A 26,690-nucleotide genomic window follows, 5' to 3' on the forward strand; every position below is an offset into this window, starting at 1 on the left:
GGAGGGGGCGACATTCTAGCGCCCCGCATCGCGTGACCGTGGAATACGGGGTCCAACGGCCGCTTGAAGTATCATAAAGCCCTCCCCCGCCCGCGATACGCCCACGCAACATGTCCCGGCCTTCCGGCGCTCCGCCCGCCACCAACGACCCCGCCGCGCCGTCCTGCGCCACGCTGGACTGCCTGCACTGCTCGGTACGCCACCTGGCGGTGTGCTCTGCGCTGTCGCCCGATGAGGTGCAGGCGCTGGAACAGGTGACCGTGTCGCAGCAGTTGACGATGGGCAGCACCCTCGCCCGCAGCGGCGAAGAGCGCCAGCATGTCTATACATTGACCGGTGGCGCGCTGCGGCTGGTGCGCACGCTTGCCGATGGCCGCCGCCAGATCAATGGCTTCGTGCTGCCCGGCGATTACCTGGGCCTGAGCGGCAGCGACCACCATCGCTATGACATCGAAGCCATCGCCGACAGCCGCGTCTGCCGCGTCGCCCTGCCGCAGATGAAGGGCCTGCGCGCGCGCTATCCGCACCTTGAGCGCAAGCTGCTGCAGCGCGCCTGCCAGGAGCTGGATGCTGCGCAGGATGCCGCACTGGCGCTGGCGCGCCTGCAACCGGCGGAAAAACTCGCTGATTTCCTGCTTCGCCTGGCCGCGCGCGAGGCCAAGCTGGGCGGGGATGGCCTGCGCGTTTCGCTGCCAATGGGCCGCGGCGACATCGCCGATCACCTGGGCCTGACCATGGAGACGGTCAGCCGCACCTTCACCAAGCTGCGCCAGCAGGGTCTGATCGCCCTGCCCCATCTGAACGTCGTTGAGATCCTCGACGAGGATGGCCTGCGCAGTCTGGCCGGTGAAGTGCTGGGCTGAGTGCCCGATCGGTATCGGGTTGCCGGCCAGCGGCCGGCAACCACGCAGACGCCTCCGTCAACGCAACAACACCTCGCGCAACGCCGCGTAATCGGCCGCCAGTGGCTCGGCATGCGCTGGACGCTGCAGCAGCGCCTCCAACGCCGGCGGCACCGCCACCGTCTCGCCGATCAGCGGCTCCACCACCGCCTCGAACTTGGCCGGGTGCGCGGTAGCGACTACCGCCCAATCGCCCTTGGCGCCGCCCGCGCGCAGATCCTGCAGCACCTTTATCGCCGTGGCCGTGTGCGGGCAGAACAGCTCGCCATTACTGGCATGGACACTGGCGATGGTCGCGCGGATGGTCACGTCATCCACTGCAAAGGCGCGGAACGCCGCGCGCAGTTCGGCATCGTCACCCTGGTACAGCCAGCGCAGCCGCTCGAAATTGCTGGGGGCGCCGACATCCATGGCATTGGCCACGGTCGCAATGCTGGCCTCGGGCTGGTACTGATCACCACCGAAGTAGCGCGGCAGCACCGCATTGGCATTGGTGGCCAGCACGATCTGCCCGATCGGCACGCCCAGCGCGCGTGCCAGCACCGCCGCCATCGCGTTGCCGAGATTGCCGGTCGGCACCACCAGGTTCAAGCGCCGTTGATGCTGCGCATGATGGGTCAGCGCCGCGTGCGCGTAATAGCTCATCTGCGGCAGCAGCCGGCCCAGGCTGATGCTGTTGGCTGAGCTGAGCGGCACCTGCGCCTGCAGGTCGCGGTCGGCCAGCGCCTGCTTCACCATCGCCTGGCAATCATCGAACGAACCGGCTACCCGCAACGCCTGGATGTTGTCGCCGAAGCAGCCGAGCTGATGGGCCTGTCGCGGTGACACCCGCCCATCGGGATACAGCACCACCACACGTACACCGGGCTGCCGATGGAAGGCCGCCGCCACGGCCGCGCCGGTGTCACCGGAGGTAGCCACCACGATGGTCAGGTCGCGGTCCTTGCCGGTCTGCAGCCGCGACAGCACACCGGCCAGGAAACGCGCACCGATGTCCTTGAACGCAGCCGTCGGCCCATGGAACAGCTCCAACACGTGATCACCACTGTTGCCCAGCGCACGCAATGGCACGGGGAAATCGAAGGCCTCACGGCAGATCGATGGCAAGGCATCGGCCAGCGCATCCCCGTCGAAGAAAGGCGCCAGCAGGTCAGCGGCGGTGTCGGCCAGGGTCGCACCGGCCTGCAGCGTGCGCGGCGCCGGCAGCGCCTGCGGAACGTACAGCCCAGCATCAGGCGCGAGCCCGGCGGCGATGGCCGCACTGAGTCCAACAGCCGGCGACTGGCCACGGGTCGAAACGAATTGCATGGGATCGATATCCGGCAGGAAGGGAGAATTCAGCACAAGTGGGCTCCGGGTGCATCGAGTGGCGAGATCCAGGCATCGCTGTCGAAACCAGCAGCGGCGAAGGCCGCACGCACCGGTTCCGCTGCCGCGCGCGCCTGGTCGGCATCTTCAAACCAGGCGAATACGCTGGGCCCGGCGCCGGAAATGCCTGCGCCCATCGCGCCTGCAGCCAGTGCGGCGTCACGCGCCGCGTCGAAGCCAACGATCAGGCCCGCCCGCCGCGGCTCGATCAGCACGTCGCGCAGGCCGGCGCGCACCAGCGATGCATCACTGCGATGGCAACCACTCAATACCAGCGCCAGGTTGGCGCTCTGCGCAACGAATTCGCTCAGCGCGTAGCTGCCCTGCAGCGCCTGCCGCGCACGCCGGGTTTCCAGCACCGCATGTGGATGCACCAGCAGGCTGTGCCAGCTGGCCGGTACCGGAACCGGCACCAGGCGATCGGCCGTGCACAGCGCCACACCACCCAGCAGCAGTGGGCCGACGTTGTCGCCATGGCGGCCACCGCTGGCCACGGCTTCGCCATCCAGTGCGAACGGATACAGCGCCTCACGCGGCAGTGGCACATCCAACAACGCATTGGCCGCCACCAGTGCGGCCACGCAGGAGGCAGCCGATCCGCCCATGCCGGAGCCGAAGGGAATGCCTTTGTCGATCTCGATGGCAAAACCGAAGCCCAGTCCCAGCCCCTCACGCAGCGATATCAGCGCCGCGCCAGCGGTGTTGCCGGTGGCTTCCAGCGGCAGCTCCACCGCACTGCCGCGGATCGCATCGATGCGCACCCGTGGTTCGTCGATGCGACGCACGCTCACCGTATCGCCGATACCGGCGATGGCGTGGCCCAGGATGTCGAAGCCCACGGCCACGTTGGCCACCGATGCGGGCGCGAAGGCGCGTGCGATCACAGGCGCGCCCCTTCGCCGGCCGCCACCCGCAGCAGATCGGCGAACACACCGGCAGCGGTGACTTCCGGACCCGCGCCCGGGCCCTGCACCACCAGCGGGTTGTCGCAGTAGCGGCGGGTACGGAACTGCACCACGTTGTCGGTCAACCGCAGGTTGGCGAACGCGTGGTCCGCCGGCAGCTCCTGCAGGCCGACCGAGGCACCGTCCGGTCCCAGCCGCGCGACATAGCGCAGCACTGCACCGCGCTCGCGGGCGTCGTGCAGCCGTGCCAGCAGCGCGTCATCGGATGCGCCCAGACGGGCCATGAAGTCGTCCACGCTTCCCTCGCGCAGCAACGCCGGCACCAGGCTCTCGACCTGCACCTGCTCCAGGCTGAGTGCGTGTCCGGCCTCGCGGGCCAGGATCACCAGCTTGCGCGCGACGTCCACACCGGACAGGTCATCGCGCGGATCCGGCTCGGTGTAGCCCATCGAGCGTGCCTGCGCGACCAGTTCCGAGAACGGCTGGCTGCCGTCGAAGCGATTGAACAACCAGGCCAGCGTGCCGGAGAAAATGCCTTCGATCGCCAGCACTTCGTCGCCGGTATCCACCAGGTCACGCAGCGTGGTGATCACCGGCAGGCCGGCACCCACCGTGGCCTCGTAGCGGAAGCGCGCGCCACTGGCGGCGGCCGCCGCGCGGATGCGCTGGTAGCGTGCGAGCGGCCCGGCACCGGCCTGCTTGTTCGGGGTCACTACATGGATGCCTGCGGCCAGCCAACCTTCATAGCGCTCGGCAACCTCTGCGCTGCCACTGCAGTCGATCACCACCGCATGCGGCAGATGTGCGGCCAGCAGGTGCTCGGTGAACTGGTCCAGGTCACTGGCCTGTCCGGCGTCCTGCAATGCCTGCCGCCAGTCTTCATGCAGCCCATCGGCCTCCAGGCGCATGCGCGAGCGTGACGCAAGCGCGCGCAGGCGCAGGTCGACATTGGCCTTGGCCAGCAGCTGCGGGCGCGCTGCCAGCAACTGGTCCAGCAGCGCGGCGCCGACATTGCCCGGACCGATCACGCCCACCGCGAACGTCTGCGGCGACAGCCAGAACCCCGCATGCGCGGCACGCAGCGCGCGGGTCGCGTCGGCGCTTGCCACCGCCACCGAGATGTTGCGCTCGGACGACCCCTGCGCGATCGCCAGGATGTTCACCTGCGCCCGGCCCAGCGATTCGAACAGCCGCGCAGCCACGCCAGGCTGGCCCGCCATGCCATCGCCGACCGCGGCCAGCACGCTGACGCCCTCGCTGACCTGCACGCGCTGTACCTGGCCGGCAGCCAGTTCGTGCGAGAACGCCTGCACCACGGCATCGCGACCACGCGCCGCTTCGCCAGCACGGACAACGCAGCAGATCGAATGTTCGGAGGACCCCTGCGAGATCATCACCACCGAGACCTGCGCCTGGCGCAGTGCGGCGAACACGCGTTCGGCGGTACCCGGCACGCCGATCAGACCGGTGCCTTCCAGATTGAGCAGGGCCAGATCCGCGCTCAGCGTCAGCCCCTTTACCGGACCACGTGGCGAGCGCTCGGCGCTGATGCGGGTACCCGGATGACCGGGATGGAACGTATTGCGGATGAAGATCGGCAGGCCCAGCCGGATTGCCGGCGACATGGTCTGCGGATGCACCACCTTGGCCCCGAAGTAGGCCAGCTCGCAGGCCTCGTCGTAGCTCAGCGCGTGCAGCTGCACAGCCTCCGGCACCAGCCGCGGGTCGGCCGACAGCACGCCGTCGACGTCGGTCCAGATATGCAGTTCATCGGCATTGAACAGCGCGGCGAAGATCGCACCGGAATAGTCGCTGCCGTTGCGGCCCAGCGTGGTGACGCGATCCTGGCGGTCGCGGGCGACGAACCCGGTAGCCACCACGCGCAGCTGCGGGTGCTGCAGCCGCCACGCGGCAAGACGGCCGGCACTGGCATCCCAGTCGACATCCACGCCCAGTTCGCCATGGCCGACCACCAGCACATCGCGTGCATCCAGCACCGCGCAGTCCTCACCCAGCGCGCGCAGATGGGTGCCAAGCAACTGTGCGGAGAACACTTCGCCCAGGCCCTGCACGCGGTCGAGCACTTCGCGCGGCAGTTCACCGATCACCGCCAGGGCGGCCAGCACCTCGGCCAGCTGATCGAAGCGCGCGTCGATCCAGTCCACGGTGTCGCCCACCTGCTCACCCAGCAGCGCTACAGCGGCGCCGCGATGGCGTGCGCGCAGTGCATGCCAGGCTTCCTGCCAGCCGGCATCGCCCTGGGCTGCCAGGTGCGCCAGTTCGATCAGCGCGTCGGTAACACCCTTCATGGCCGAGACCACGCTGACCTGCAACGACTCGGGGCGGGCCAGCAGCAGACCGGCAACATGGCGATAGCGCTCAGCGTCGGCCACCGAAGTGCCGCCGAACTTGTGCACGACAGTGGACGGCGCAGCCAGAGCGGACGCAGCAGGCGAATGGGCGGGGGCGATGGAAGACATGCAGACCTCGGTTGGAGGCCCCGTCGCATGCAGGTGGTCGAGTTTCCCCGTCACCTGGATGGTGCGGGGCCGTTGTTTTCGGGAGTTACACGAAGACGACGGGCCGCACCAGGGCAGTGGTGACGGTGGTGGTGGTAATGGTGGTGGTGATGGCGACCGGCGCAGTCGAACGGCCCGCGGTAGCGGGGGCGATCAGACGGGCGTTGGCGGCATCAAGGACCATGGCGTACAGAAAACACCGGCACGATGGCCGCTGTCAAGTGTTGCGGCGCAATATTTCTTTGCGGCGATCATCGGCCAACGTGCCGGCATTTGGTTGCAATTGAGACAAAACGGTGATCGTCGGCTTCAATGCGTCGATTCAGCCGACATGTTCGGTGATCGCGCGGGGCGTGCGGTGCGCATGCGCGCACAACAGCACGCCGCCGACCAGCAGCACGATCGCCAGCAGTTCCAGCAGGCTTGGCCAACGTCGCTGCCAGGCGAAGGCATAGAGAAGCGCGAACAGGGTTTCGAACACGATCATCTGCCCGGTCAGGGTCAGCGGCAGCAGGCGACTGGCGCGGTTCCAGAACGCGTTGCCGAGGATCGAAGCGACCACCGCAACGCCCGCGCTGATGGCCCAGAACCCACTCCACTGCGCGGCCGTATGAGTCCCAGCGTGTCCGATGAACGCCATCGGCACCAGCAGCAGTGACAATCCGCCGGTAGTGACGCCGGTCAGCAGCGACCAGTCATGGCTGGAAAGATCAGGCCGTCGTGCCAACCAGCGGCTGTTGCCGATGGAGTACAGCGCCCACGAGAACAACGCACCGAACGCACACAGCAGGCCGATCAGGCGCTGCCGCCAGGGGGTGCCCAGGTGTTCGGACATCAGCGCTTCCCAGCCGACCATCGCCACCCCGAGCACGCACAGGCCCAGCGCCGGCAGCAACGGCTTCAACGGCACCGCGCCCTGCTCGCGCACGCCCACCAGGGTGACCACGACCGGAATCAGGCCGACAATCAACGAAGCAGCGGCGCCACCGGCCCACTGCACCGCCGTGGCCAACAGCAGGAAGTACACCAGGTTGCCGGCCAGGCTCAGCCACAACAGGCCGATCCATTCGGCGCGGCCGAGCTTCGGCGCCAAGCGCTTCCAGCGCGGCAGCAGCAGGGCCACCGCGATCAGGCCATAGACCAGATAGCGGCCAGCGGAGAGCTGCAGTGCGTTGAAGGTGTTCAGCACGGCGGGCGCGAGGAAGACCACGCCCCACAGCGCACCGGCGGCAATGCCATTGGCGATGCCCAGAGCAATCGGGTTGTTGCGCATTGCAGGTTCTTGGTGGGAGAGCACAGGCCGCGAAGTGTAGGCGACAGAGGGAACGGCGTATTGACCGAGGCTACTGGCCGCCCGCCCGCCGCCATGCTGCCGGGGTCTGCCCGCATTCGCGGCGCAGCGCGCGGGTCAGTGCACTCTGCTCGGAATACCCAGCGGCCAGTGCGATGTCGCTGATCGATGCCGGGCTGACCCGCAACTGGTGCTTGGCCCAGCGCAGCCGGCTGGCACTGAGCCAGGCCTGCGGGCTGACCCCGAACTCACACCGGAACACCGCATGCAGACGGCTTTCGCTGATGCCGACAAAGGCGGCCATGCGCGCTACCGACCACACCTGTCCGGGCATTGCCTCCACGGCAGCGCACAAACCCTGCAGGCGCGCGCCGCTGCCCGCTGGGGCGAACATCCGCAGCAGTTCCGGCAGCAGCGCCGGCACCGGCTGCCCTGCCTGTACCCGGGCAAGCCGCTGCCGCAATGAGGCAGGTAGATGCAGCCAGCGTTGCCGGCACAGGTGCTCCTGGGTCGCGTCATCGAGCACACCCGGCCCGCAGTCGACAATCACGAAACCGTTGGGGCCGTCGGCCACCTGGTCGTGTGCCTCGCCGGCAGCCACGAAGGCACCCTGCAACAAGTCAAGACGGCCGCCCCTGCCCTCCATCTCGAACTGCAGCTCACCCTGCAGTGGCAACACCCACTGCGCATAGTCGTGGCGATCCAGGCCGGTGGCCTGGCCGTAGTGTCGTAGATGGAAGATCGCGCCCATTCAACGAGTGTGCGCGCGCCGCTACCGGCCCGCAACGTTGCCGGGCGCTGGCGACACAGCCTCGCGCTAACCCTCCACGCCAAGGAAGGTGAACGGCGCGCTGGGCACGAAGTGCTGCAGCGCATCCCCGGCAAACGTATTGCGCTGGTCACGGCCGAGATCGAGCTTGAGCACCTTGCCGCCGAAATCGACCTTGGTCAGGTCGACCCAGAAGGTGTTGGGCGTCAGTGCCGACTCGAAGAAGTACAGGCGCCGCTTGTGGTCGGCGACCGTGCGCCAGCGGGTGGACGAAATGTTGGGCTCGCCCGGCGTGGTGATGCCGAACGGCACCGACACGTTGCGGATCACGCTGAACACACTGGCCAGCGCCTCCACCGGATCTTCCGCTTTCGGAATCGCGTTGATGTAGAACGACGCACGCGCGAAGCGGTCGGCGGAACGGTTGGTGCCGGGCAGCATCACCGTGCCACCGATCTGCTGCCAGTAGCTGTTCAACGCCAGTTGCTGGTCGAAGATCGGCGAATTGGTCATCACCTGGTAGCGGCGATCGTGGTGGATCACCTGGCGTCCGCCGATGTACTCGACGATCGCGCTGTCACCACTGGCATCGGACAGCGACAGATGCAGCGTCGCCTGGCGGTCTTCGCCAGGCACCTTGTCGGTGACGATCGAATACGGCTCGCGCTGCAGGGCGGTCACGGCTTCTTCCACCGTGGCGAAATTGTCCAGCACGTACTGCGCCCACAACGAGATCGACAGGCCGGGCTTGCCGCTGCGCTGAGCCGGGTATTCCGACTCGACCAGCCACAGCAGGTTGGCGACCAGGCCCTTCTCGTTCATGCCATCGGTGGTGGAGATGTCGTAGCCGGTGGCCACCACGCTGCCGTAGCGCGCAGTCCATGCGATCGAGCCCGGCCCGGCCTTGCCAGTGCGCGCGATGCCACGCGGCAACACGTAAAGATTGGTGGCGACATCCACTTTCCAGTCCATCGAGCGGGCGGTGATGACATCGCCGTTGTCGCCCAGATACACCGCGCGCGTGCAGGCCATCGCCGGCATCGCCGCTGTCGCCAGTGCCGCCGCCAACAACGCGCTGCCGTTCCACTTCATCCGTGCCATGCCATGCTCCTTTCCCCGGGAAAAGTGATCTGAACCCTGCACCGGTGAGGCAAACGTGAAACCTCAGCGCAGCCAGCGGTCATGCAGCCAGAAACCACCCGCCATCGCCGGCACGAACCACAACGCTTCGCGCGCCCTCACCGCCAACGCGGCCAGCGCGGGCCCCGGGCAATACCCGACCCAGCCCCAGCCGATGCCGAACACTGCCGCGCCCAGCAGCAACCGCTTATCGACCGCCTGCGCTGCCGGCAGCTGGAAGCGCTCGGCGCAGCATGGGCGGTGCCACCGCCGCAGCCAGAACTGACCCAGTGCACTGACCAGCAGTGCCGACGCCAGTACCCAGGCCAGCGTGGGATCGAAGTCGCCGGCCACATCGAGGAAACCGAGCACGCGACGCGGGTCGGTCATGCCGGCCAGCGCGAGGCCGGCGCCGAACAGGCCACCGGCAGCACATGCGGCCCACAGGCTGCGGCTCATGACAGGCCTCCGCCGTGGCGCACCAGGAACGTGGTGAGCATCGCGCAGGCCATGAACACCAGCACCGCCACCAGCGATCGTCGTGAACCACGGGCGAGCCCACAGACACCGTGGCCGCTGGTGCAGCCATTGCCCAGCCGCGTACCGAAGCCCACCAGCACACCGGCAGCGATCAATTGCCAGGCCGGCAGTGCGTCACGCAACAACACGCGCGGTGGTTGTCCCGCGCCCGCCTGCCAGCTCAGCACCGCCGCCGCAGCCACCATCAGTCCGAGCAGGAAGGCCCAGCGCCAGCCACGATCACCACGTGGTGCGGCCACGGCGCCTGCAGTGATGCCGCTGATGCCGGCCACCCGACCGAGCGTGGCCAGCAGCACCACTGCCGACGTACCGATCAGGCCGCCGCCTGCAATTGCCGCCCATGGCAGGTTCACGTCCTGCCCCTCTGTATCGCGCGCATCGGCTTGCCCTTTAATTTAGATTTCCCTAAATTAGACTTTCCTGAACTATCGGGTCAATCCGTGCCCAGCATCACCACCGACAGTGCCGCGATGGCCGCGCATGCCGCACAGGCGGCCGCCCTGCTGAAATCGCTGGCCCACCCGGCGCGACTGCGTGTGTTGTGTCGTCTGGTGGAAGGCGAAGCACCGGTGCCGGAACTGCAGGCGGTGACCGGCCTGAGCGCATCGGCGCTGTCACAGCATCTGGCCGTGCTGCGCAATCTGGATGTGGTGGCAACGCGACGGCAGGCACAGACACTGCACTATCGGCTGCTGGACGGTCCGGCGCTGGGGGTACTGCAGGCATTGCACGCGGCGTACTGCACTCCGCAGCGCTAGCGATCAGCCCGCGCTGAGCGCCGGCCGCACGACCTCGGTCAACAGATCCACCGCGGTAAACAGTGCACTGTCACCGTTCACCGTACGGGCGAACCCCGCCCAGTCCCCTGCGGAAAGCTGGCGCAGCAGCGCAGCGTCCACCGGCAACACGCGCATCGCCCAGTACGGAAACTGACGCTGGCCAACCCGGCCGCGCGCGAGCTCGACGATGTCGACATGACTGCCAGCCTGCAGGATGCGCTCATACACCGAATCGATGCCATCGGGTGGACCTTCGATGTACTGCAGGAAGCGCTCGCCGTCATTCAGCAACACGCCGGTCACCCCTGCCACCTTGTTGAAGCGCGCGGCATCTTCGACCAGCGCCTGCAGACGTTCGGCAGAAAGATCCGGCTTGGACTGGCTGACGTAGGCGATGGCACGCAGTGGCATGGAGCTTCCTTTGCAAGAGTGGTGCCACGGTAGCAGTTGCGGACGCGTCCGTCTCAGTACGCTCACGCGTCAGCTGAAGAATTCAGGAAACGGCCGGGCTGCGTCCATCGGCGCGGCGCGGCAGCAGTGCCTCGAACACCACCTGTCCTGCGTCGTTGCGCGCGCTCAGCTGTCCACCATGGGCACGCACGAACTGGTCAACGATGTACAGGCCCAGCCCCAAGCCGTTGCTCTGGTGGAAGCTTGCCTTGAACGGCTCGAACAAACGCGGCAGCAATGCTTCATCGACATGGCCGGCGTTGCTTACGCGCAGCGCGACCACGCGTGCATCGCCGCCATCGACCTGCACCTGCACCACTGCATCAGCGCCATGGGTGAGTGCGTTGCCGACCAGGTTGGCGATGATCTGCCCCAAACGATCCATGTCGCCCTGCAAGGTCGAATCACCGCGCACATCCAGTGCGATGCGATCAGCCCGATGACCGGCACCGGCCTCCACCAGCACCGCACGCGTCACCTCGGCCAGGTCGCAGGTACCGGTCTGCAGGCGCAGGCCACCACTTCGGATCCGCGAGAAGTCCAGCAACTGCTCGACCATGCGCGCCATCCGCAGCGTGCTGGCTTCCAGATAGCTCAGTGTCTGCTGCGCGCCGGCATTGTCGGCCGGCAGCTCCAGCGACAGCTTGTCGGCGCACAGCAGGATGGCCGACAGCGGCGTGCGCAGGTCGTGGGTCAGCACCGCGGCCATGGTCTCGTTGAGCTTCAACGCGCGCTCCAGCGCCTCGTTGCGTGCCTTCAGCAGCTGTCGCTGCTGGTAGAGCTCGATGAACACATTGACCTTGCTGAGGATCACCTGCGGCGCCACCGGCTTGTGCAGGAAATCCACCGCGCCGGTCCCGTAGCCCTTGAAGACCCTGTGCGGATCGTCCGGCGAGGCGGTCAGGAAGATGATCGGCACGTCGCGGCTGCGCTGCGAGCCGCGCATCAGCTCGGCCAGCATGAAACCATCGATCTCCGGCATGTGCACGTCCAGCAGCGCCAGCGCCACCTCGTGCTCCAGCAGCAGTTCCAGCGCCTGGGCGCCGGAATCGGCCAGCAGCAGGTTGACGCCCTCGCGGCGCAGCAGCGCCTCCATGGCCACCAGGTTCTGCGGCACGTCGTCGACGATCAGCAGGTTGACCGGGGCCTGCGACTGGGCAGGGTCCGGCGGCAGCAGGTTCATGCAAACAACTCCTTCAGGCGGCGACACATCAGTTCAAGGGGCAGCACGGCGTCGGCGCCGGCATGCTGCAGGGCGGAGGCCGGCATCATCGATGCTTCGGCCTCCTCGGGGCATTGCAGCCAGGCCTGGCCACCAGCGGTGCGCACCGCGGCCACGCCATCACTGCCATCGCTGCTGGCACCGGTCAGCAGGATCGCCAGCACACGCGTGCCGAACACGGCTGCGGCGGATTCGAACAGCGGATCGATGGCCGGCCGCGAGAACAGCACCGGATCGTCCATCGACAGTGCGATGGCCTGCGTGTCTTCCACCAACAGGTGGTAATCCGGCGGCGCGAACGTCACCGTTCCCGCCTGCAGCGGCTGCTTGTCCTCCGCTTCGCGCACGGTCAGCGCGCAGTACGGTGCCAGCACATCGGCGATGCGGCTGGAACGGTCGCGCGGCAGGTGCAGCACCACCAGTACCGGCACCGGCAGGGAGGCCGGCAACGCGCCAAGCACGATCTGCAGGGCGGCCACGCCACCGGCCGATGCGCCGACCACTACTACTTCAGGGCGGAACATCGCCACCATCAGGCCACCTTCCGGTACAGGCGGTGCTCCCGCGAACAGGCTTCGAACGCATCGTGATGGCGACCGAACTGCAGCGATTCCTTGCTGCCCAGGCCGAGGAAGCCGCGATGCACCAGTGCTTCGCGGAACAATCCCACCGCCCGATCCTGCAGGTCGCGGTTGAAATAGATCAGCACATTGCGGCAGGACACCAGGTGCACTTCTGAAAACACCGTGTCGGTGGCCAGGCTGTGATCGGCGAACACCACATTGCGGCGCAACTGGCGGTCGAAGACCGCGCCGTCGTAGGCGGTGGTGTAATAGTCCGACAGTGAACCGGTGCCGCCAGCGGCAAGGTAGTTCCGGCTGAACTGCGCCAGGCGGTCAATGCCGTAGGCACCGGCCTCGGCCGTGGCCAGTGCCGCGGGGTTGATATCGGTGGCGTAGACGATGCTGCGCTCAAGCAGTCCTTCCTCATGCAGCAGGATCGCCAGCGACCACACTTCCTCGCCGGTACTGCAGCCGGCCACCCACAGCTTCACCGAGGGGTAGGTGCGCAGCACCGGCACCACCTGTTCGCGCATCTGCCGGAAATACTCCGGGTCACGGAACATCTCCGAGACCTGCACGGTGAAGAACTGCATGGCCTGGGCGAACAGCTCCGGCTCATGCAGAAGCCGATGCTGCAGATCCGACAGGCGCTCGCACTCGTAGCGCTGCATGGCCTGGCTGACGCGACGGCGCAGCGAGGACACCGCGTAGCTGCGGAAGTCGTAGTGGTAGCGCTGGTACAGCGCTTCCAGCAGTACCTTCAGCTCCAGGTCGAACAGCGCCTGCTCGTTCATTGCCGCGAGCACCAGACCCGGCACAGCGATACCAGCTTGTCCACGTCGATGGGTTTGGCGATGTAGTCGTTGGCACCGGCCTGCAGGCAGCGCTCACGGTCGTCGGGCATGGCCTTGGCGGTCAGCGCGATGATCGGCAGGTCCTGCAGGTGGCGCTGCGCGCGGATCTCGCGCATCGCCTGCAGGCCATCCTTCTCCGGCATCATGATGTCCATCAGCACCAGGTCCACCTCACGCTGGGCCAGCCGATCAACGGCCTCCTGGCCGTTGCGGGCGATCTCCAGCGTCACCCCCAGCGGCTCCAGCACGCTGGACAGCGCGAAGATGTTGCGCACATCGTCCTCGGCCAGCAGCACGGTGCGTCCGTCGAGCACGGTGTCGCGGCGGCGCGCTTCGCGCAGCAGGCGCTGCTGGTCGCTGGGCAGGTTGGCCTCCACGCTGTGCAGGAACAGCGTCACCTCGTCGAGCAGGCGCTCGGGCGAACGCGCGCCCTTGATGATGATGCTCTTGGAGTAGCGGCGCAGGCGCTGCTCTTCCTCGCGGCTGAGGGCACGGCCGGTGTAGACGATGACCGGCGGGAAGCCGACGTCATCGTTGCCCGCCATGTGCTCAAGCAGGTCGTAGCCACTGCCGTCGGGCAGCGACAGGTCCATCACCATGCAGTCGAAGGTGACCGTGCTCAGCTGTTCCACCGCTGCGGCAAGCGTGCCGACAGCGGCGATCTGCAGCTGATCGCGGCCCAGCAGCAGTTCCAGGTTGCGGCGCAGGTCGTTGTCATCCTCCACGATCAGCAGGCGCCGTACGTCGCGCTGGCTGGTCTGTTCAAGCTGTTCGATGGCCGCCACCAGCCGCTCGCGCGTGGTCGGCTTGATCGCGAAACCGATCGCACCCAGCTCGCGCGCCACCTGGCTGCGGTCCATGCCGGAGACCACGTGCACCGGAATGTGCCGGGTATCGGGATTGCGCTTGAGCCGTTCGAGCACGGTCAGGCCGGAGACGTCGGGCAGGCCGATGTCCAGCAGGATGCCGTTGGGGCGCAGGTCCGCCGCCAGCGCCAACGCCTCTTCGGCGGTGGTGGCTACCACGCAGTCGAAATCGAGTTCGTGCGCCAGCGTCACCAGCGCTTCGGCGAAGACCGCATCATCTTCCACGGCCAGGATCAACCGCCCTGCGTGGTGGCGCCGGCCACGGTCATCGGCCACCGCGGCGACCGGAGTGGCGCTGGAGCGCTGGGCCAATGGTGCAGGTGCCACCGTCGCGGCGGGAGCCCGCTGCATGGGAACGGGCACGGCCACTGCGGCGTCTGCGGCGGCCTCGGCCATCGGTGCGCCCTGCAGAGGCAGTTCGAGAATGAAGCAGCTGCCGCGGCCCGGCTCGCTGTCCACCTGGATATCACCGCCCATGCGTACCGCGAGGTCACGCGAGATCGACAGACCCAGGCCGGTGCCACCGTAACGGCGGCGGGTGCTGCCATCGGCCTGTCGGAACGCTTCGAAGATCAGCTGCAGCTGGTCGCGTGCGATGCCGATGCCACTGTCGGAGACCTCGAATCGGATACGGCCATTGCCGCCGCTGCGAACGTGCAGGCTGACCTTGCCGTGCTCGGTGAACTTGACCGCATTGGCCAGAAGATTCTTCAGGATCTGCTGCAGGCGCTGGTTGTCGGCCACCAGTTGGCTGGGGGCCAGGCCATCGGCCTCGATCTGCAGCGTCAGACCCTTCTGCCGCGCCATCGGCTCGAAGGTCTCACGCAGCCGCTGCAGCACGCTGTCGACCACCACCACTTCATCGGCCAGTTCGACGTGCCCCGCTTCGATGCGCGACAGATCGAGGATGTCGTTGATCAGCGCCAGCAGGTCGTTGTTGGAGGAGAGGATGGCGCGGGCGTACTTCACCTGCTCGTCGCTGAGCGCGCCGTCCTTGTTGTCGGCCAGCAGCTTGGCCAGGATCAGCGAACTGTTCAGCGGCGTGCGCAGTTCGTGCGACATGTTGGCCAGGAACTCGGACTTGTAGCGTGAGGTGGCGGCCAGTTCGTTGCTGTTGCGCACCAGCTGGCCCTGCGCGACCAGCAGCGCCTGCTTCTGCGACTCCAGCTCGTGGGTGCGCTCTTCCAGCTGCACATTGCTCTGCTCCAGCTCGGCCTGCTGCTGTTCCAGATGGCTCTGCGACTGCATCAGGCTGCGGCTCTGCTCTTCCAGCTCTTCGTTGGCCACGCGCAGCTCTTCCTGCTGTGCCTGCAGCTCTTCGCCCTGGCGCTGCGACTCCTCCAGCAGCACCATCAGCTGCCCGCGCAGCATCGAGGTACGCAGTGCCATGCCGATCGTTTCGGCGCAGCGCTCCAACAGTTCGTCATCCAGCGCGCGCTGCTCACCCACAACCGAGCGACCGAGCTCGATCACACCGACCACGGCACCGTCACTGCTGATCGGGGCGAGGATGCGCTCGCGCACAGGCACACGTCCCAGGCTCGTCTGCAGCTCCAGCGTGGTCGCGTCGCCACCCTGCAGGTGCCGCGCCAGCTGGTCGCGGGCCACCTGCCCTGCCACCCCTTCCTGCAGGCCCAGCGTCGCCGGGATGCCGGTCGGCAACGCCAGTCCACCGGTCAGCTGCAGGCGGCCTCCATCCAGTCGATAGAGCGCTCCAACGTCCGCACGCAGGTGGGTTGCCAGTGCCGTCACCGCCGCCTCGGCGATCTGTTCCGGTGCCAGCTCGCCGCGCAGACCAAGCGCCACTGCGTTCTCAGCTTCCTGCAGCCACAGCGCGCGCATGGCTTCGCGCCGCGCCTGGATCGCACGCGATGCGATCAGCGCGATCATCAGGAAAGCGGCGCCGCCGATGGTCCGGTTGACGAACGAGAAGGACGAATTGGTACTGGCCGGCGCCACGTTGTAGCCCACCGCCAGCAGCACGCAGGCGCTGACGGCCACCACGAACGGCACCCGGGCGCTGCGCTGGAACACAGTGACGCCGATGGCCATGAAATAAGCCAGCCATACGGCATAGCCCAGCGGCACCACCAGTTCCAGCGCGGCCGTCGCCGTCACCAGCACCGCCGAGGTCATCCAGATCCAGCGGTCACGCGTAGTCGCACCAGGACGCATGCAGGTCGGTTCCACATTGGAAAAGGGGGCTGATGTTACTCCGTGTCGCATTCAGCCGCATACGACCTATGGCACGGGCGTTGCGTGCACATCTTCTTCACACTCCACTGCCTACGTTCTCGTGCCTCACACAGGTAATACGCATTTCATCGTGGTCGCTGCCGCTTCGACGCCGTCCGTGCTGACGGACCCTTCCCGACAGCTGCGATTGCTGATCGACAGCGTGCGCGACCATGCGCTGTACCTGCTCGACCCTGATGGCATCGTCTGCAGCTGGAACCCCGGCGCGGAGCGCATCAAGGGCTATCGCTCGGAAGAAGTCATCGGTACCCATTTCGGACGCTTCTACCTGCCGGCCGATCGCGATGCCGGCGAGCCGCAGCACCTGCTGCGACTGGCGGCGGAAAGCGGGCACCATGCCGCCGAAGGTTGGCGGGTGCGCCGTGACGGTTCTCCGTTCCGTGCCAGCGTGGTCATCGAATCGGTGCTCGAGAACGGTGAACTGGTGGGCTTCGTCAAGATCACCCGCGACATCACTGAACAGTGGCAGGCGCAACGGCTCCTGCGCGACGCGCAGCGAGCGCTGCGCCAGACCCAGCAGTTCGAGACGGTCGGGCAGCTCAGCCGCGGCCTGGCCCATGAGTTCAACAACCTGCTGACCACCATCGTCAATGCGCTGGACCTGCTGTCCGCACGCATGGGGGATGATGAACGCGCCAACGCCCTGTTGACCACCGCGCAGGCGGCCAGCGATCGTGGTGCGCTGCTGACCCGGCAGCTGCTGGCCTTCAGCACCGGGCAGACCCTGATCCGTGAAACGCTGGACATCAATGCGCGGATCCGCGACTGGTTGCCCGCCCTGCAGGCCACCTGCCCTGCTGGCGTCACCCTGGAAACCGCGCTGGCTGCCGGCCTGCCTGCGATACTCAGCGACACCGTGCAGCTGCAGACAGCGCTCACCAACCTGGTCGGCAACGCTGCGGACGCCACGGTTGGCGACGGCCGGGTGCTGATCGCCACCGCGCTGGAACACCGCATGGACCCCGACGCCGACACATCCCGGCAACGGACCTATGTGACGTTGAGCGTCTGCGATGAGGGCCATGGCATGGCCCCGGACATCGCCGAGCGTGCGACCGAGCCTTTCTTCACCACCAAGGACATCGGCAAGGGCAGCGGTCTGGGCCTGAGCCAGGTGTTCGGATTCACCACCCAGAGTGGCGGCTTCGTTGATGTGTCCACCACGCCCGGTGTCGGCACCACGGTCAGCCTGCTGCTCCCTGCAACCGAGGACCCCGCACATGACCGATGATCCAATCCGCGTATTGATGGTGGAGGACCAGACCGATCTGCGCGAGATGATCGGCCTGGCCCTGCGCGACTTCGGCATCGACGTGGCGACCACGGCGGATGCGCAGGAAGCAGTCGCCCTGCTGCAGGGTGGCGCGCGTTTCGATGTGGTGTTCAGTGACATCAGCATGCCCAACGGCATGTCGGGCATCGAGCTGAGCGAGCATGTGGCGCGGGACCAGCCGCAGGCGCGGATGATTCTGTCTTCCGGCTATGCGCGCTCGCAGTTGCCGCCGCTGCCCGAGCAGGTGGAATTCCTGCCCAAGCCTTACCGGTTGCGGCAGCTGGTGGAGCTGCTCAAGCAGGAGTGAGGGACCGCTGTTTTGCCAGGCATGGCCTGGCACTACTGGGTAGCGACGTTGCTGTTTTGCCAGGCATGGCCTGGCACCACCCGTAGTGTCCGCCGAGGGCTTGGCAGGCATGGTCTGGCGTTGCCCTGTCATTAATAGCGACCCACCAGGTTGAGGTACCAGCCGCGGTGCGTGTAGTCGAACTTGGTCAGGTCGTCACTGAAGTCGGTGAAGTTGTAGCCCACGCCGACCCGGAAGTTGCGGCCGACATCGCGGTCCACACCGGCCAGCCAACCCTGCCGGCGACCGCCATCGCGTACGTCCAGCAGGCGGTACTCCAGCAGGCCATGCCATTGGTAGTACAGGTCATAGCGCAGCTGCGCGGCACCGAAGTTCGTCGCTGAATCGAACCACGGGCCGGTGCCGCGACCATAGCGCACCTCGCCTTCGCGGCGGGCCAGCTTGGCCGCTACTTCCCAGCGCTGGTCGATGCGGTACACGCCCTCCAGCGACAGCACCTGGGTCCGCTGGTCGTAGTCCACGCCGTTGACCTGGCCCATCGTCGACAGGTCGTACAGATAGCTGTAACGGCCGAACAACGCCCAGCGATCATTGTCCCAGGGGCGGTAGGCGAAGCCGAGATTGCCTTCGATGAAGCGTGCACCGGCCACCGGGTTGATCGCATCGTCGGTGTCGGCGTAGTTGAACCGCGCGGCAATCCGCCAGCTGTCATTGAGACGATGGCTGAGGCGATTGGTGCTGACCCATTGCGTGCGCCGCTCCGCACCGGTGTCACGACGCCACTCCACCTTGCTCTGCCACTCGGTACCCGGCGACGTACGGCCACCGGACAGGCTGATGGCCTTGCGGTCGACCTGGCCACTGCTCGCATCCAGCTTGCCATCGCTGAGGGTGAAGCCCGCGTTCCAGCCCACCGCCGGATAGAAATCCATGCCGAAGGTGTTGGCCAGGCCCGATTCCTCGCCGGATTTCAGGAACTGGCTCTCATTGAACACGTTGACCTGGTCAGACAGGCGCCAGCGCTGGCCCAGCGTCCAGCCATCCTGCGCGTTCGGGCTGAACAGCGGGTCGTACTCGCTGCGGTCGGTGGACTGGGTGAACGCACCATAGAAACTGTGCTGTGGGGTCAACTTGTACTCGGCATTGACCTGCGCGGCGCTGCCACGATCACCATCACTGACCTCGGCACCGATCGTGGACAGGTTGGCGAAGGTGTAGGTGCCACCGGCGACCACCGCATCATTGTCCGCGTAGCGGCCATGATCGTCATCGACGGTCAGCTGGCCGCCACCATAGAGGTCCAGCGCGGTACCGATGCGATGGGTGTAGCGCGCTGCCGCCAGCACACCGGCATTGCTGCCGATGCCGCGGTCTTCCTGCACCCGGCGCAGCTCGGCCGACACGCGGTCGTTGTCGCCGATCCGCCACTCGACGGTGGCCTGGGCCTGGATCAACGATTCATTGCCGCGCCGCGCTTCGCTGTATCGCGCATACAGGCTGAAATCGTCGGTCACGTAGCCCAGCAGCTCGGCGCCCTGCTCACGCACGCGCTGGCCGGTATCGAAGCGGCCCACCGAATAGCCTCCCTCGACCTGCCGCCACCAGGCACCGGCACTCCAGTCGCGCTGGGTCCAGCCCAGCTCGCGCAGGTTCACCCGTGCCTCCACCGCCGTCGCCTCGCCTTCGCGCTGCCCCTCGGGGTTGAGGCGGGTGAAGCTCAGGCCACCGTTGTCGGAGAAGAACACCGGCGCACTGGTCGCCTCGCTGCGGCTGTGCTCGACCTTCAGGTAGGTGCCACGCCCGGCCTGCAGGGTCAGGTCCGCACCGCGCAGCGAATAGTCCTGCCCGGCGCGCTGTTCGTCCACATAGGTAGCCCCCACCGCCACGTGATCGCCGAACCAGTGCTTGCCACGCACGCCGGCGGTGATGTCGTCATTGTCGAAGCCGGTCGGTACCCATTCGTAGTCGACGATCAGGCGCTGCTCGTAGCCGTCCAGCGGCACGTCGCGGCTGATCCGGCGCAGGTTCTCGCGGCTGACCTGGGCCAGTGGCCGGGTCAGCAGGATGCGTCCCTGCAGTGCGTCGATCTCGTAGTCGGCACCGCGCACCAGCGACACCCGCTGCTCGACACGGCCGGTGGTGCGGTCACGGATTTCCAGTACCACCTGGTCCGAGCCGCGCAGGATGCTGGCGTGGCGCAGGTAGTACAGGCTGCCGCCGGTGCCGATGAACTCGCTGTGGCCCGGCGCGGTCTCGGCCTGCGAGCCGAACAGGCGCAGTTCGGTCTGCGCATCGCCCCATGCATTGGCGCCGCGCGAACGCCACGACAGCGCAGCACCGTACAGCGAACGCACGTACTGGGCGTATTCGGTACCGCTCAGACCGGTGTTGTAGTTGCCCCACAGTGCCTGGTTCTTGTCCCAGTCCATGCGCAGGTAGAAGCGGCCCATGCTGTCGACGTCACGCTGGGTCAGCGAATCGTCGCCATAGGTGGGGTAATACAGGTCCGGGTCCAGGCTGCGGAACAGGTCCTGCGGATCGGCGGTGGTGAAGCCGGTGAACAGTTCGTCCAACGGCCGGTTCTGCGTATCGGCCTGTGCCGTCAGCAGATAGCGGCCGCGCGTCTTGGCCTTCAGGTAGAACGCCAGCCGCCCATCACTGAGCACATCATCATCGCGCTCGCCACGGGCGACGTCGCGGCCCGCACCACTGGCCTTGTTCTGGTACACCGTGACATCGGCCAGGCCGACACCGAACAGATAGCGGCCGCTGACATCCACCTCCAGCGTGCGCGCGATCGCTGGTGCATCGGGGCGCTCGACCCGCACATCGAACGCGTGATGACCGATAGGCATCAGGTATTCGGCGGCGAATTTGCGGTCCTGGTCCAGCGGATAGCTTTCGCCGTTGATCTTCAGTGCCGCGCCAAGCGGCAGGTCACGACCCCGCAGGCGCACGCGCGAGCCGTACACCGGAATGTTCTGCTGACGCAGGCCGTTGCTGTCGAACACCTGCTCCAGCAGCGACAACGAGGCGGCCTGATTGGCATCGACGGCCGTACCGCGGCGATCTTCCAGGGCGTCACGCAGCTGCTGGTTGCCACGCTCCACTTCGGCCAGCGTCACCAGCTGCATGGACTGCGCCGAGGTCTCATCGACATTGCCTTCGGCATCGTACGCGCGCAGCACATAGACCAGGCGGTCGCCACGACGCAGCGGCGTGGACGCCGGCAGCGTACCGTCCCAACTGCCCTGCCCGACCGCAGCCACCGGCAATTCAAAGGTCGCCAGGGGCGCGACCCGGTCGCTGTCGCTGCCGCGGTAGATGCTCACTTCCAGGCGTTTGATGAACGCGGTGTAGTTGCCACGCACGAAGAATTCGACCGGCCGCACGATGCGGCCCTGGTCGAAGGCCACCATCCCCGGCGCCGAGATCGACAGCTCGGGCTGGCCCATGGCGGGGTCTTCGGTGGCCCAGATCGCGCCGCCCTCCGGCAAGCGGATCATGAACTCACCACGCACGGCCGCCTTACCCGGCTCATCCAGCGCGATGCTTACGCGGCGGTCCGGCTGCAGTACCTGAGACGACGAACGCGTCGACGTACCTTCGGTCACCGGCTCATCGAAGCTGCGCGAGCGCAGGGTGAACAGCAGGTCGCCGTCGGCGCTGCACTGGTTGCTCTCGCAGTGGATGGGCGCGGCGTCGCTGGACGCGGCGTTGGCCGGCGGTGGCGCCGCCTGCGCGGTTGCTGCCAGGCCCAACAGCAGCGCCTGGTACAACACAGCGCGGTGCAGGCGGGCAGAACGCCGGGCAACAGAGTGATGGGCGCTCATCGGCGGGCCTCCTGTTGGCGGGCCGCCGCGCGGGTGGCGGCGGTCTCCTCGTTGCGCACACGCAGACGTTGCTGCACGGCGGGGCTGAGCTGGACGCGCAGCGCTTCGAACACGGCGTTGGCGCGGCGCAGGCCCAACGCCTGGTTGTAGACGTGGCTGCCACGCACATCGGTATGGCCGACCAGGCTGACCTGACCGCCCCCCATGTTCTCCAGGCGCGCGGCGATCACAGCCAGCAGCGGCTTGAACTCCTCGCGGATCACCGCCTTGTCGGTGTCGAACAGCACGTTGCCCAGCAACGCACCACCGGCATCGACACCAGCGACCAGCGAGTGCGGATCGCGCACATCGGTACGCAGCTGCACGCTCAGGCCAGCACGCGACCCTTCGGCCACCTCGGCCTGCAGCGCATCACGCACGGCTACCGCACGGGCGAAGGCCAATGCCTGGCTTTCGCCGTTGGCAGCAATCACCACGTCACCGCCCTGGTAGCGATCGACCACCTCGGCCATCTTCGCCAACACCGGGCGATAGCTGGCGCGCAGTTCGCTGCTGCCCGGGGCGAACAACACCTCGCCCAAGGCCAGCTCGGCGCGCTCGGCAGCCGCCTGCGGCGACGGCGGCAGGCGCACGCCGAAGCTGAAGCGGGTCGGCACGCCCTGGGTGACCCGACGCAGCAACGGATTCTCGGTGGTCAGCTCGGAACCACCCGGTACCGTTGCCGGATCCAGCTTGACGATGAAGTTGCGGCCCAACCGCGCATCGCCACCGTGCACATCGGCCAGGTGGTAACGACCGAACGGATCGGTCTCGATCAGCAGGCCCTCCACCGTGGCCAGGCGCACGCCGGGAATGCCCTGCTCCTGGATGCCGTGGTTGCCGATCACGTAGGCAACCTCATAGCCCTCGGCCACCCGCGCGATCTCGCGATGCACGACCGGCTCGGCCGCGGTCAGGCCCTTGGCCGCCTCGCCACTGCGCTGCACGGTTGTGACACCCTTCGCATCCAGCTGCAGGCGATGACCCTGTGCGCTTTCCAGCACGAAATCATCGGTGAAGGACAGCTCGCGCAGACGCTGGCGGATCACCACCTGGTGGCTCTCGACCGTGTCCGAGGTAGACGCAAGCCCATGCACCACGCCCACCTGCACGCCATGCAGCAGCGGCGCGCTGGCATCGGCCAACGGCTGCGGGCCATCGCCACGATCCAGCGTTGTCGAACCCGGCACGTAAGCGTCGGGCGCGAATCCGCCCTGCACGCGTACACCGGTCAGTTCCGCGCTGTCCTGCCAGCCGTCGCCATCACGATCATCGAACACGCTGCCGAACACCAGGCTGTCTTCCAGCAGCGGATCGGCGTCCATGCGCACTTCAGCGGTCGCCACGTTCGACAGCGGAGTGCCGTCATCGGCAGTGGCCACGGCCTGGTTGATGTGGTTGCCGGCACGCACGCCCGCACCGACACGCAGCAGGTAGGTGATGGTGGCACTGCGGCCCACGGCAATGTCGACCGCGCCGATGCGCAGCGGGGTCTGGCTGCCGCCCAGCGAGAACGCGCCGTCGTCGTCGGCCACGCGCATCGAGCCATCCACGTAGCTGAAGCCCGGCGGCGGTGTATCGACCACCACGCCGCCGCGCCAATGGCTGCTGCCGACGTTCTCGACCACCAACTGGTAGCGCACCAGGTCGCCGACTTTCACCAGGCGCGGGTTGGCGGACTTGGTGATGCGCAGCGCGAAGTCCGAAATCACCTTGTGCCGCGTTTCGCAGGTGGTGCACTCCGGCGGCGGCGAACCATCCGGGTACTGGCCACGCAGTCGGTTCAGCACCTCGGTGCGTGCCTCCTGGTTGACGATGGCCTGGTAGACGAATTCATGCTGTCCCAGCGGGGTACCGGTCGGCAGCGTGCAGACGATGTCGGTCCCCTGCTGCGCGCAGCCGGCCGGCAGCGTATCCACGCTCAGGCCTGCGTCGGGCGTATCCACCAGTTGCAACGGCTGCCGCAGCGAAGCACGCTCGACGGTGGCCCGCAGGGTATAGCGCAGCCGGTCACCCGGGCGCACTTCACTGCCACTGGCGGGACCGGACAGCTTTTCCAGCACCACGCGCGGCTCGGCCAGCACGTGCTCGGTACTGCAGGTGCCGATGCAGGTCGGGGTATCGCCACCACTGCCCAGCACCGCGTTGCGGACGCTGCCACTGGCCTGCGCATTGACCAGCGCGCGATAGCCCAGCGTGTAGGTGCCGGGTGCGGTTCCCGCAGGCAGCGTGCATACCAGCGGATTGCTGGCATTGCAGGTAAAGGAACCCGGCTGGGTCACCGACTGCAGGTCCAGGCCCGCACCCAGGGTATCGGTGAGGGTGAGCACATCGCTGGTCTGCGAGTTGGCGACCACCACCTCAACGCTGTAGTCCACTGCATCCCCCATGTTGACCGGCGATGCCGTGCTGGAGGACTTGCGGTAGGTGACCGTCGCCGCCAGCACCGGCGTGGTGGTGGTGCAGTCGGTGGTGCAGGTATTGGTACCGGTGCCGCTGCCAAGCACGGCATTGCTGACGCTGCCCTTGGCCTGTGCATTCACCGTTGCGGTGTAGTTGACCGTGTAGGTGCCCGGTGCGGTGGCGGCCGGCAACGTACACACCAGCGGATTGGCCGCATTGCAGGTGAAGCCGGTGCTGGCGGTGACTGATCCGAAGTCCAGGCCCTGCCCCATGTTGTCGGTCAGGCTGAACACAGTGGTGGTGCGCGAGCGGCTGACCACGGTGGTCAGGGTGTAGGCGATGCTGTCACCCACCTTGACCGGGCCGGCGGCGGCCGAGGTCTTGCGGTAATCGATCTGGCTGCCTGCCACCGGCGTAGTGGTATCGCAGTTGACGGTGCAGCTCGGGTTGTCACCGCCGCTGCCGAGCACCGCATTGGTCACCTGGCCGGTGGCCTGGGCGTTGACCACGGCGGTGTACGACAGGCTGTAGCTGCCCGGTGCGGTACCGGCCGGCAATGTGCACACCAACGGGTTGGCCGCATTGCAGGTGTAGGCGCCGGCACTGGTCACGCTGCCGAAATCCAGGCCGATGCCCAGCGTGTCGGTCAGCGTCACCACGTCGGTGGTGCGCGAGTCGGTTACCACCGTGGTCAAGGTGTAGGCCAGGCTGTCACCCACCGACACGGGGCCGGCACTGTTCACCGACTTGGCATAGCTCACGCCCGGCGTCGCCACCGGTGTGGTGGTATCGCAGTTGGTCGTGCACGAAGGTGTGTCGGGGCCGGTGCCGAGCACGGCATTGCGTACCGTGCCGCTGGCCTGCGCGTTGACCGTGGCGGTGTAACTCAGGCTGTAGGTACCCGGAACCGTGCCGGCGGGCAGCGTGCACACCAGCGGGTTGGCCGCATTGCAGGTAAAGATGCCCGCGCTGGTCACGCTGCTGAAATCGAGGCCGCTGCCCAGCGTATCGGTGAGGGTGACCACATCGGTGGTGCGCGAACGTGCAACGGTCACGCTGAGCGTATAGCCGATGCTGTCGCCCACCCGCACCGGTCCACCGGTGGAGGCCTGCTTGGCGTAGGTCACCTGCGGGCTGGCCAGTGGCGTGGTGGTATCACAGGCGCCGACACACGTCGGATTGTCAGGACCGCTCGGTACAACAGCATTGCGCACCTGGCCAACAGCCTGCGCATTGACGATGCCGGTATACGAGAACGCGTAGGTTCCCGGCACGGTGCCGGCTGGCAGCGTGCACACCAGCGGATTGCCGGGCACGCAGGTAAAGCCGCCGGCATTGGTCATGCTGCCGAAGTCCAGGCCAGTGCCCAGGGTGTCGGTCAGCGTGGTCACCGCGGTGGTGCGCGCATCGGCAACGACCACGCTCACTGTGTAGGCAACGCTGTCGCCCACCGCGACCGGGCCGGCCGTAGCGCTGGCCTTGGACACCGAAATGCGCGGCGCCGCCACCGGCGTGGTGGTGGTGCAGTTGCTGCTGCAGGTGGGAGTATCGGTACCGGTGCCCACCACCGCATTGACCACCTGGCCACTGGCCTGCGCGTTGACGGTGGCCGCATAGGTCAGGCTGTAGGTGCCCGGCACGGTGCCCGCTGGCAGCGTGCACACCAGCGGATTGGCTGCATTGCAGGTAAAGGCGCCGGCATTGGTCACGCTGCCGAAGTCCAGGCCGGTGCCGAGGGTATCGGTCAGGGTCAGCACGTCGCGGCTGTTGCCGTCGGCAATGGTGACATCGACGGTGTAGCTCACCGTCGCCCCCACCGCCACCGGACCGGTGGTGTTGGAGCGCTTTGCATAGCTCACCCGGGTAACCGGAACGGTCACATCGCTGCGGGTGCAGTGGTTGGCGTCGGTGCAGGCCTCGCCCGGTGCGGGCGGATTGCCACCGTTGAACGGATCGTAGCCACCACCGACGCTGGCGTGGTTGCGCAACAGGCCGCTTGCCGATGCGGACACGATCACAGGCAGGGTGAAGCTGCTGCTGTCACCAGGGGTGCCGGCTGCCGACAACACCTGGCTGCTGGTGCAGGTCACCGCCTGGCCGCTCGCAGTACAGCTCCAGCTGCCGCTGGTCAGGGTGCCGGTCCAGTTCGGCACAATGCCGGCCGGCAGCTGGTCACGCACGGTGATCGCACCTGCCGGTACGTTCGGCGGATTGCCGGTCGGCACATTGGTGGTGTTGCTGATCGTCAGCGTGTACTGGGTGCCAGCCTGGCCGTAGTTCCAGATGCCGCCGGTGGCATTGTTGCCCTTCACCACCTTCAGCGCGGGTGCGGTGATGGTGATCCGGTGGTCTTCCACTTCACCGTCATCGGCCACGCCGGTCGGTTGCTGGATCTGCGCCGCATTGGTCGCATAGCGCAGGCGCACGTAACT

At 67.1% G+C, this 26,690-nt stretch carries 19 protein-coding genes; 4 read left to right on the forward strand and 15 right to left on the reverse strand.

From position 1 onward, the window contains the following. Positions 1-110 precede the first annotated feature (110 nt). On the forward strand, positions 111-863 hold the full coding sequence (locus H3005_RS06250; protein ID WP_100552399.1) for a helix-turn-helix domain-containing protein: 753 nt from the start codon (positions 111-113) through the stop codon (positions 861-863). Between the two features lie 57 nt (positions 864-920). On the opposite strand, the gene thrC is transcribed toward H3005_RS06250, so the two are convergent. The 8 genes from thrC to H3005_RS06290 all read right to left on the reverse strand — a co-directional run bounded on the left by thrC (position 921) and on the right by H3005_RS06290 (position 9,766). Continuing rightward, the gene (gene thrC / locus H3005_RS06255) at positions 921-2,210 is read right to left on the reverse strand and encodes a threonine synthase (protein ID WP_100552398.1); all 1,290 of its coding nucleotides are present in this window, start codon (positions 2,208-2,210) and stop codon (positions 921-923) included. A 29-nt stretch (positions 2,211-2,239) separates the two neighbouring features. Further along, the gene (locus H3005_RS06260) at positions 2,240-3,154 is read right to left on the reverse strand and encodes a homoserine kinase (protein ID WP_100552397.1); all 915 of its coding nucleotides are present in this window, start codon (positions 3,152-3,154) and stop codon (positions 2,240-2,242) included. Continuing rightward, positions 3,151-5,655, reverse strand: a complete 2,505-nt coding sequence (thrA, locus tag H3005_RS06265; protein WP_100552396.1) for a bifunctional aspartate kinase/homoserine dehydrogenase I — start codon at positions 5,653-5,655, stop codon at positions 3,151-3,153. The genes H3005_RS06260 and thrA overlap by 4 nt, the downstream gene beginning before the upstream one ends. Positions 5,656-6,016: 361 nt before the next feature. Continuing rightward, positions 6,017-6,967, reverse strand: coding sequence for a DMT family transporter (locus tag H3005_RS06270; protein ID WP_100552395.1), 951 nt, complete (start codon positions 6,965-6,967; stop codon positions 6,017-6,019). A 70-nt stretch (positions 6,968-7,037) separates the two neighbouring features. After that, positions 7,038-7,736 (reverse strand): AraC family transcriptional regulator, encoded by a 699-nt coding sequence (locus H3005_RS06275; RefSeq protein ID WP_100552394.1) that lies wholly within the window; start codon positions 7,734-7,736, stop codon positions 7,038-7,040. Positions 7,737-7,802: 66 nt separating this feature from the next. Further along, positions 7,803-8,855 (reverse strand): linear amide C-N hydrolase, encoded by a 1,053-nt coding sequence (locus H3005_RS06280; protein ID WP_100552393.1) that lies wholly within the window; start codon positions 8,853-8,855, stop codon positions 7,803-7,805. Between the two features lie 63 nt (positions 8,856-8,918). Continuing rightward, positions 8,919-9,332 carry a DUF6691 family protein gene (locus tag H3005_RS06285; RefSeq protein WP_100552392.1) on the reverse strand — a complete coding sequence of 138 codons (414 nt, stop codon included), beginning with the start codon at positions 9,330-9,332 and terminating at the stop codon, positions 8,919-8,921. After that, positions 9,329-9,766, reverse strand: a complete 438-nt coding sequence (locus H3005_RS06290; RefSeq protein WP_191077785.1) for a YeeE/YedE thiosulfate transporter family protein — start codon at positions 9,764-9,766, stop codon at positions 9,329-9,331. Before H3005_RS06290 ends, H3005_RS06285 begins: the two co-directional genes overlap by 4 nt. Positions 9,767-9,883: 117 nt before the next feature. Between H3005_RS06290 and H3005_RS06295 the strand changes: the two genes are divergently transcribed. Next, entirely contained in the window at positions 9,884-10,171 is a 288-nt protein-coding gene (locus tag H3005_RS06295; RefSeq protein ID WP_191077809.1) for a metalloregulator ArsR/SmtB family transcription factor, read from the forward strand. Positions 10,172-10,174: 3 nt separating this feature from the next. Here H3005_RS06295 and H3005_RS06300 read toward each other — a convergent pair whose 3' ends face one another. The 5 genes from H3005_RS06300 to H3005_RS06320 form a co-directional block, all read right to left on the reverse strand. After that, positions 10,175-10,603, reverse strand: coding sequence for a BLUF domain-containing protein (locus H3005_RS06300; protein ID WP_180166914.1), 429 nt, complete (start codon positions 10,601-10,603; stop codon positions 10,175-10,177). Positions 10,604-10,685: 82 nt separating this feature from the next. Next, positions 10,686-11,825 carry a hybrid sensor histidine kinase/response regulator gene (locus H3005_RS06305; protein ID WP_180166913.1) on the reverse strand — a complete coding sequence of 380 codons (1,140 nt, stop codon included), beginning with the start codon at positions 11,823-11,825 and terminating at the stop codon, positions 10,686-10,688. Further along, positions 11,822-12,397 carry a chemotaxis protein CheB gene (locus tag H3005_RS06310; protein WP_191077786.1) on the reverse strand — a complete coding sequence of 192 codons (576 nt, stop codon included), beginning with the start codon at positions 12,395-12,397 and terminating at the stop codon, positions 11,822-11,824. The genes H3005_RS06305 and H3005_RS06310 overlap by 4 nt, the downstream gene beginning before the upstream one ends. Next, complete coding sequence (locus H3005_RS06315) at positions 12,397-13,221, reverse strand: CheR family methyltransferase (RefSeq protein ID WP_100465185.1); 825 nt, start codon at positions 13,219-13,221, stop codon at positions 12,397-12,399. The genes H3005_RS06310 and H3005_RS06315 overlap by 1 nt, the downstream gene beginning before the upstream one ends. Next, on the reverse strand, positions 13,218-16,322 hold the full coding sequence (locus H3005_RS06320) for a response regulator (protein WP_191077787.1): 3,105 nt from the start codon (positions 16,320-16,322) through the stop codon (positions 13,218-13,220). Before H3005_RS06320 ends, H3005_RS06315 begins: the two co-directional genes overlap by 4 nt. Before the next feature lie 178 nt (positions 16,323-16,500). Between H3005_RS06320 and H3005_RS06325 the strand changes: the two genes are divergently transcribed. Further along, complete coding sequence (locus H3005_RS06325) at positions 16,501-17,634, forward strand: PAS domain-containing sensor histidine kinase (protein WP_100554104.1); 1,134 nt, start codon at positions 16,501-16,503, stop codon at positions 17,632-17,634. Continuing rightward, complete coding sequence (locus H3005_RS06330; RefSeq protein WP_089240789.1) at positions 17,624-17,983, forward strand: response regulator; 360 nt, start codon at positions 17,624-17,626, stop codon at positions 17,981-17,983. Before H3005_RS06325 ends, H3005_RS06330 begins: the two co-directional genes overlap by 11 nt. A gap of 131 nt (positions 17,984-18,114) precedes the next feature. On the opposite strand, the gene H3005_RS06335 is transcribed toward H3005_RS06330, so the two are convergent. Next, a complete protein-coding gene (locus H3005_RS06335) occupies positions 18,115-21,816 on the reverse strand; it encodes a TonB-dependent receptor (protein ID WP_191077788.1) in 3,702 nt (1,233 codons plus the stop codon). Beyond that, positions 21,813-26,684, reverse strand: coding sequence for a hypothetical protein (locus H3005_RS06340; RefSeq protein ID WP_331273742.1), 4,872 nt, complete (start codon positions 26,682-26,684; stop codon positions 21,813-21,815). The genes H3005_RS06335 and H3005_RS06340 overlap by 4 nt, the downstream gene beginning before the upstream one ends. Between the last annotated feature and the right edge of the window lie 6 nt (positions 26,685-26,690).

Source organism: Stenotrophomonas sp. Br8 (genome assembly GCF_014763005.1).
GTDB classification, from domain to species: Bacteria; Pseudomonadota; Gammaproteobacteria; order Xanthomonadales; family Xanthomonadaceae; genus Stenotrophomonas; species Stenotrophomonas lactitubi.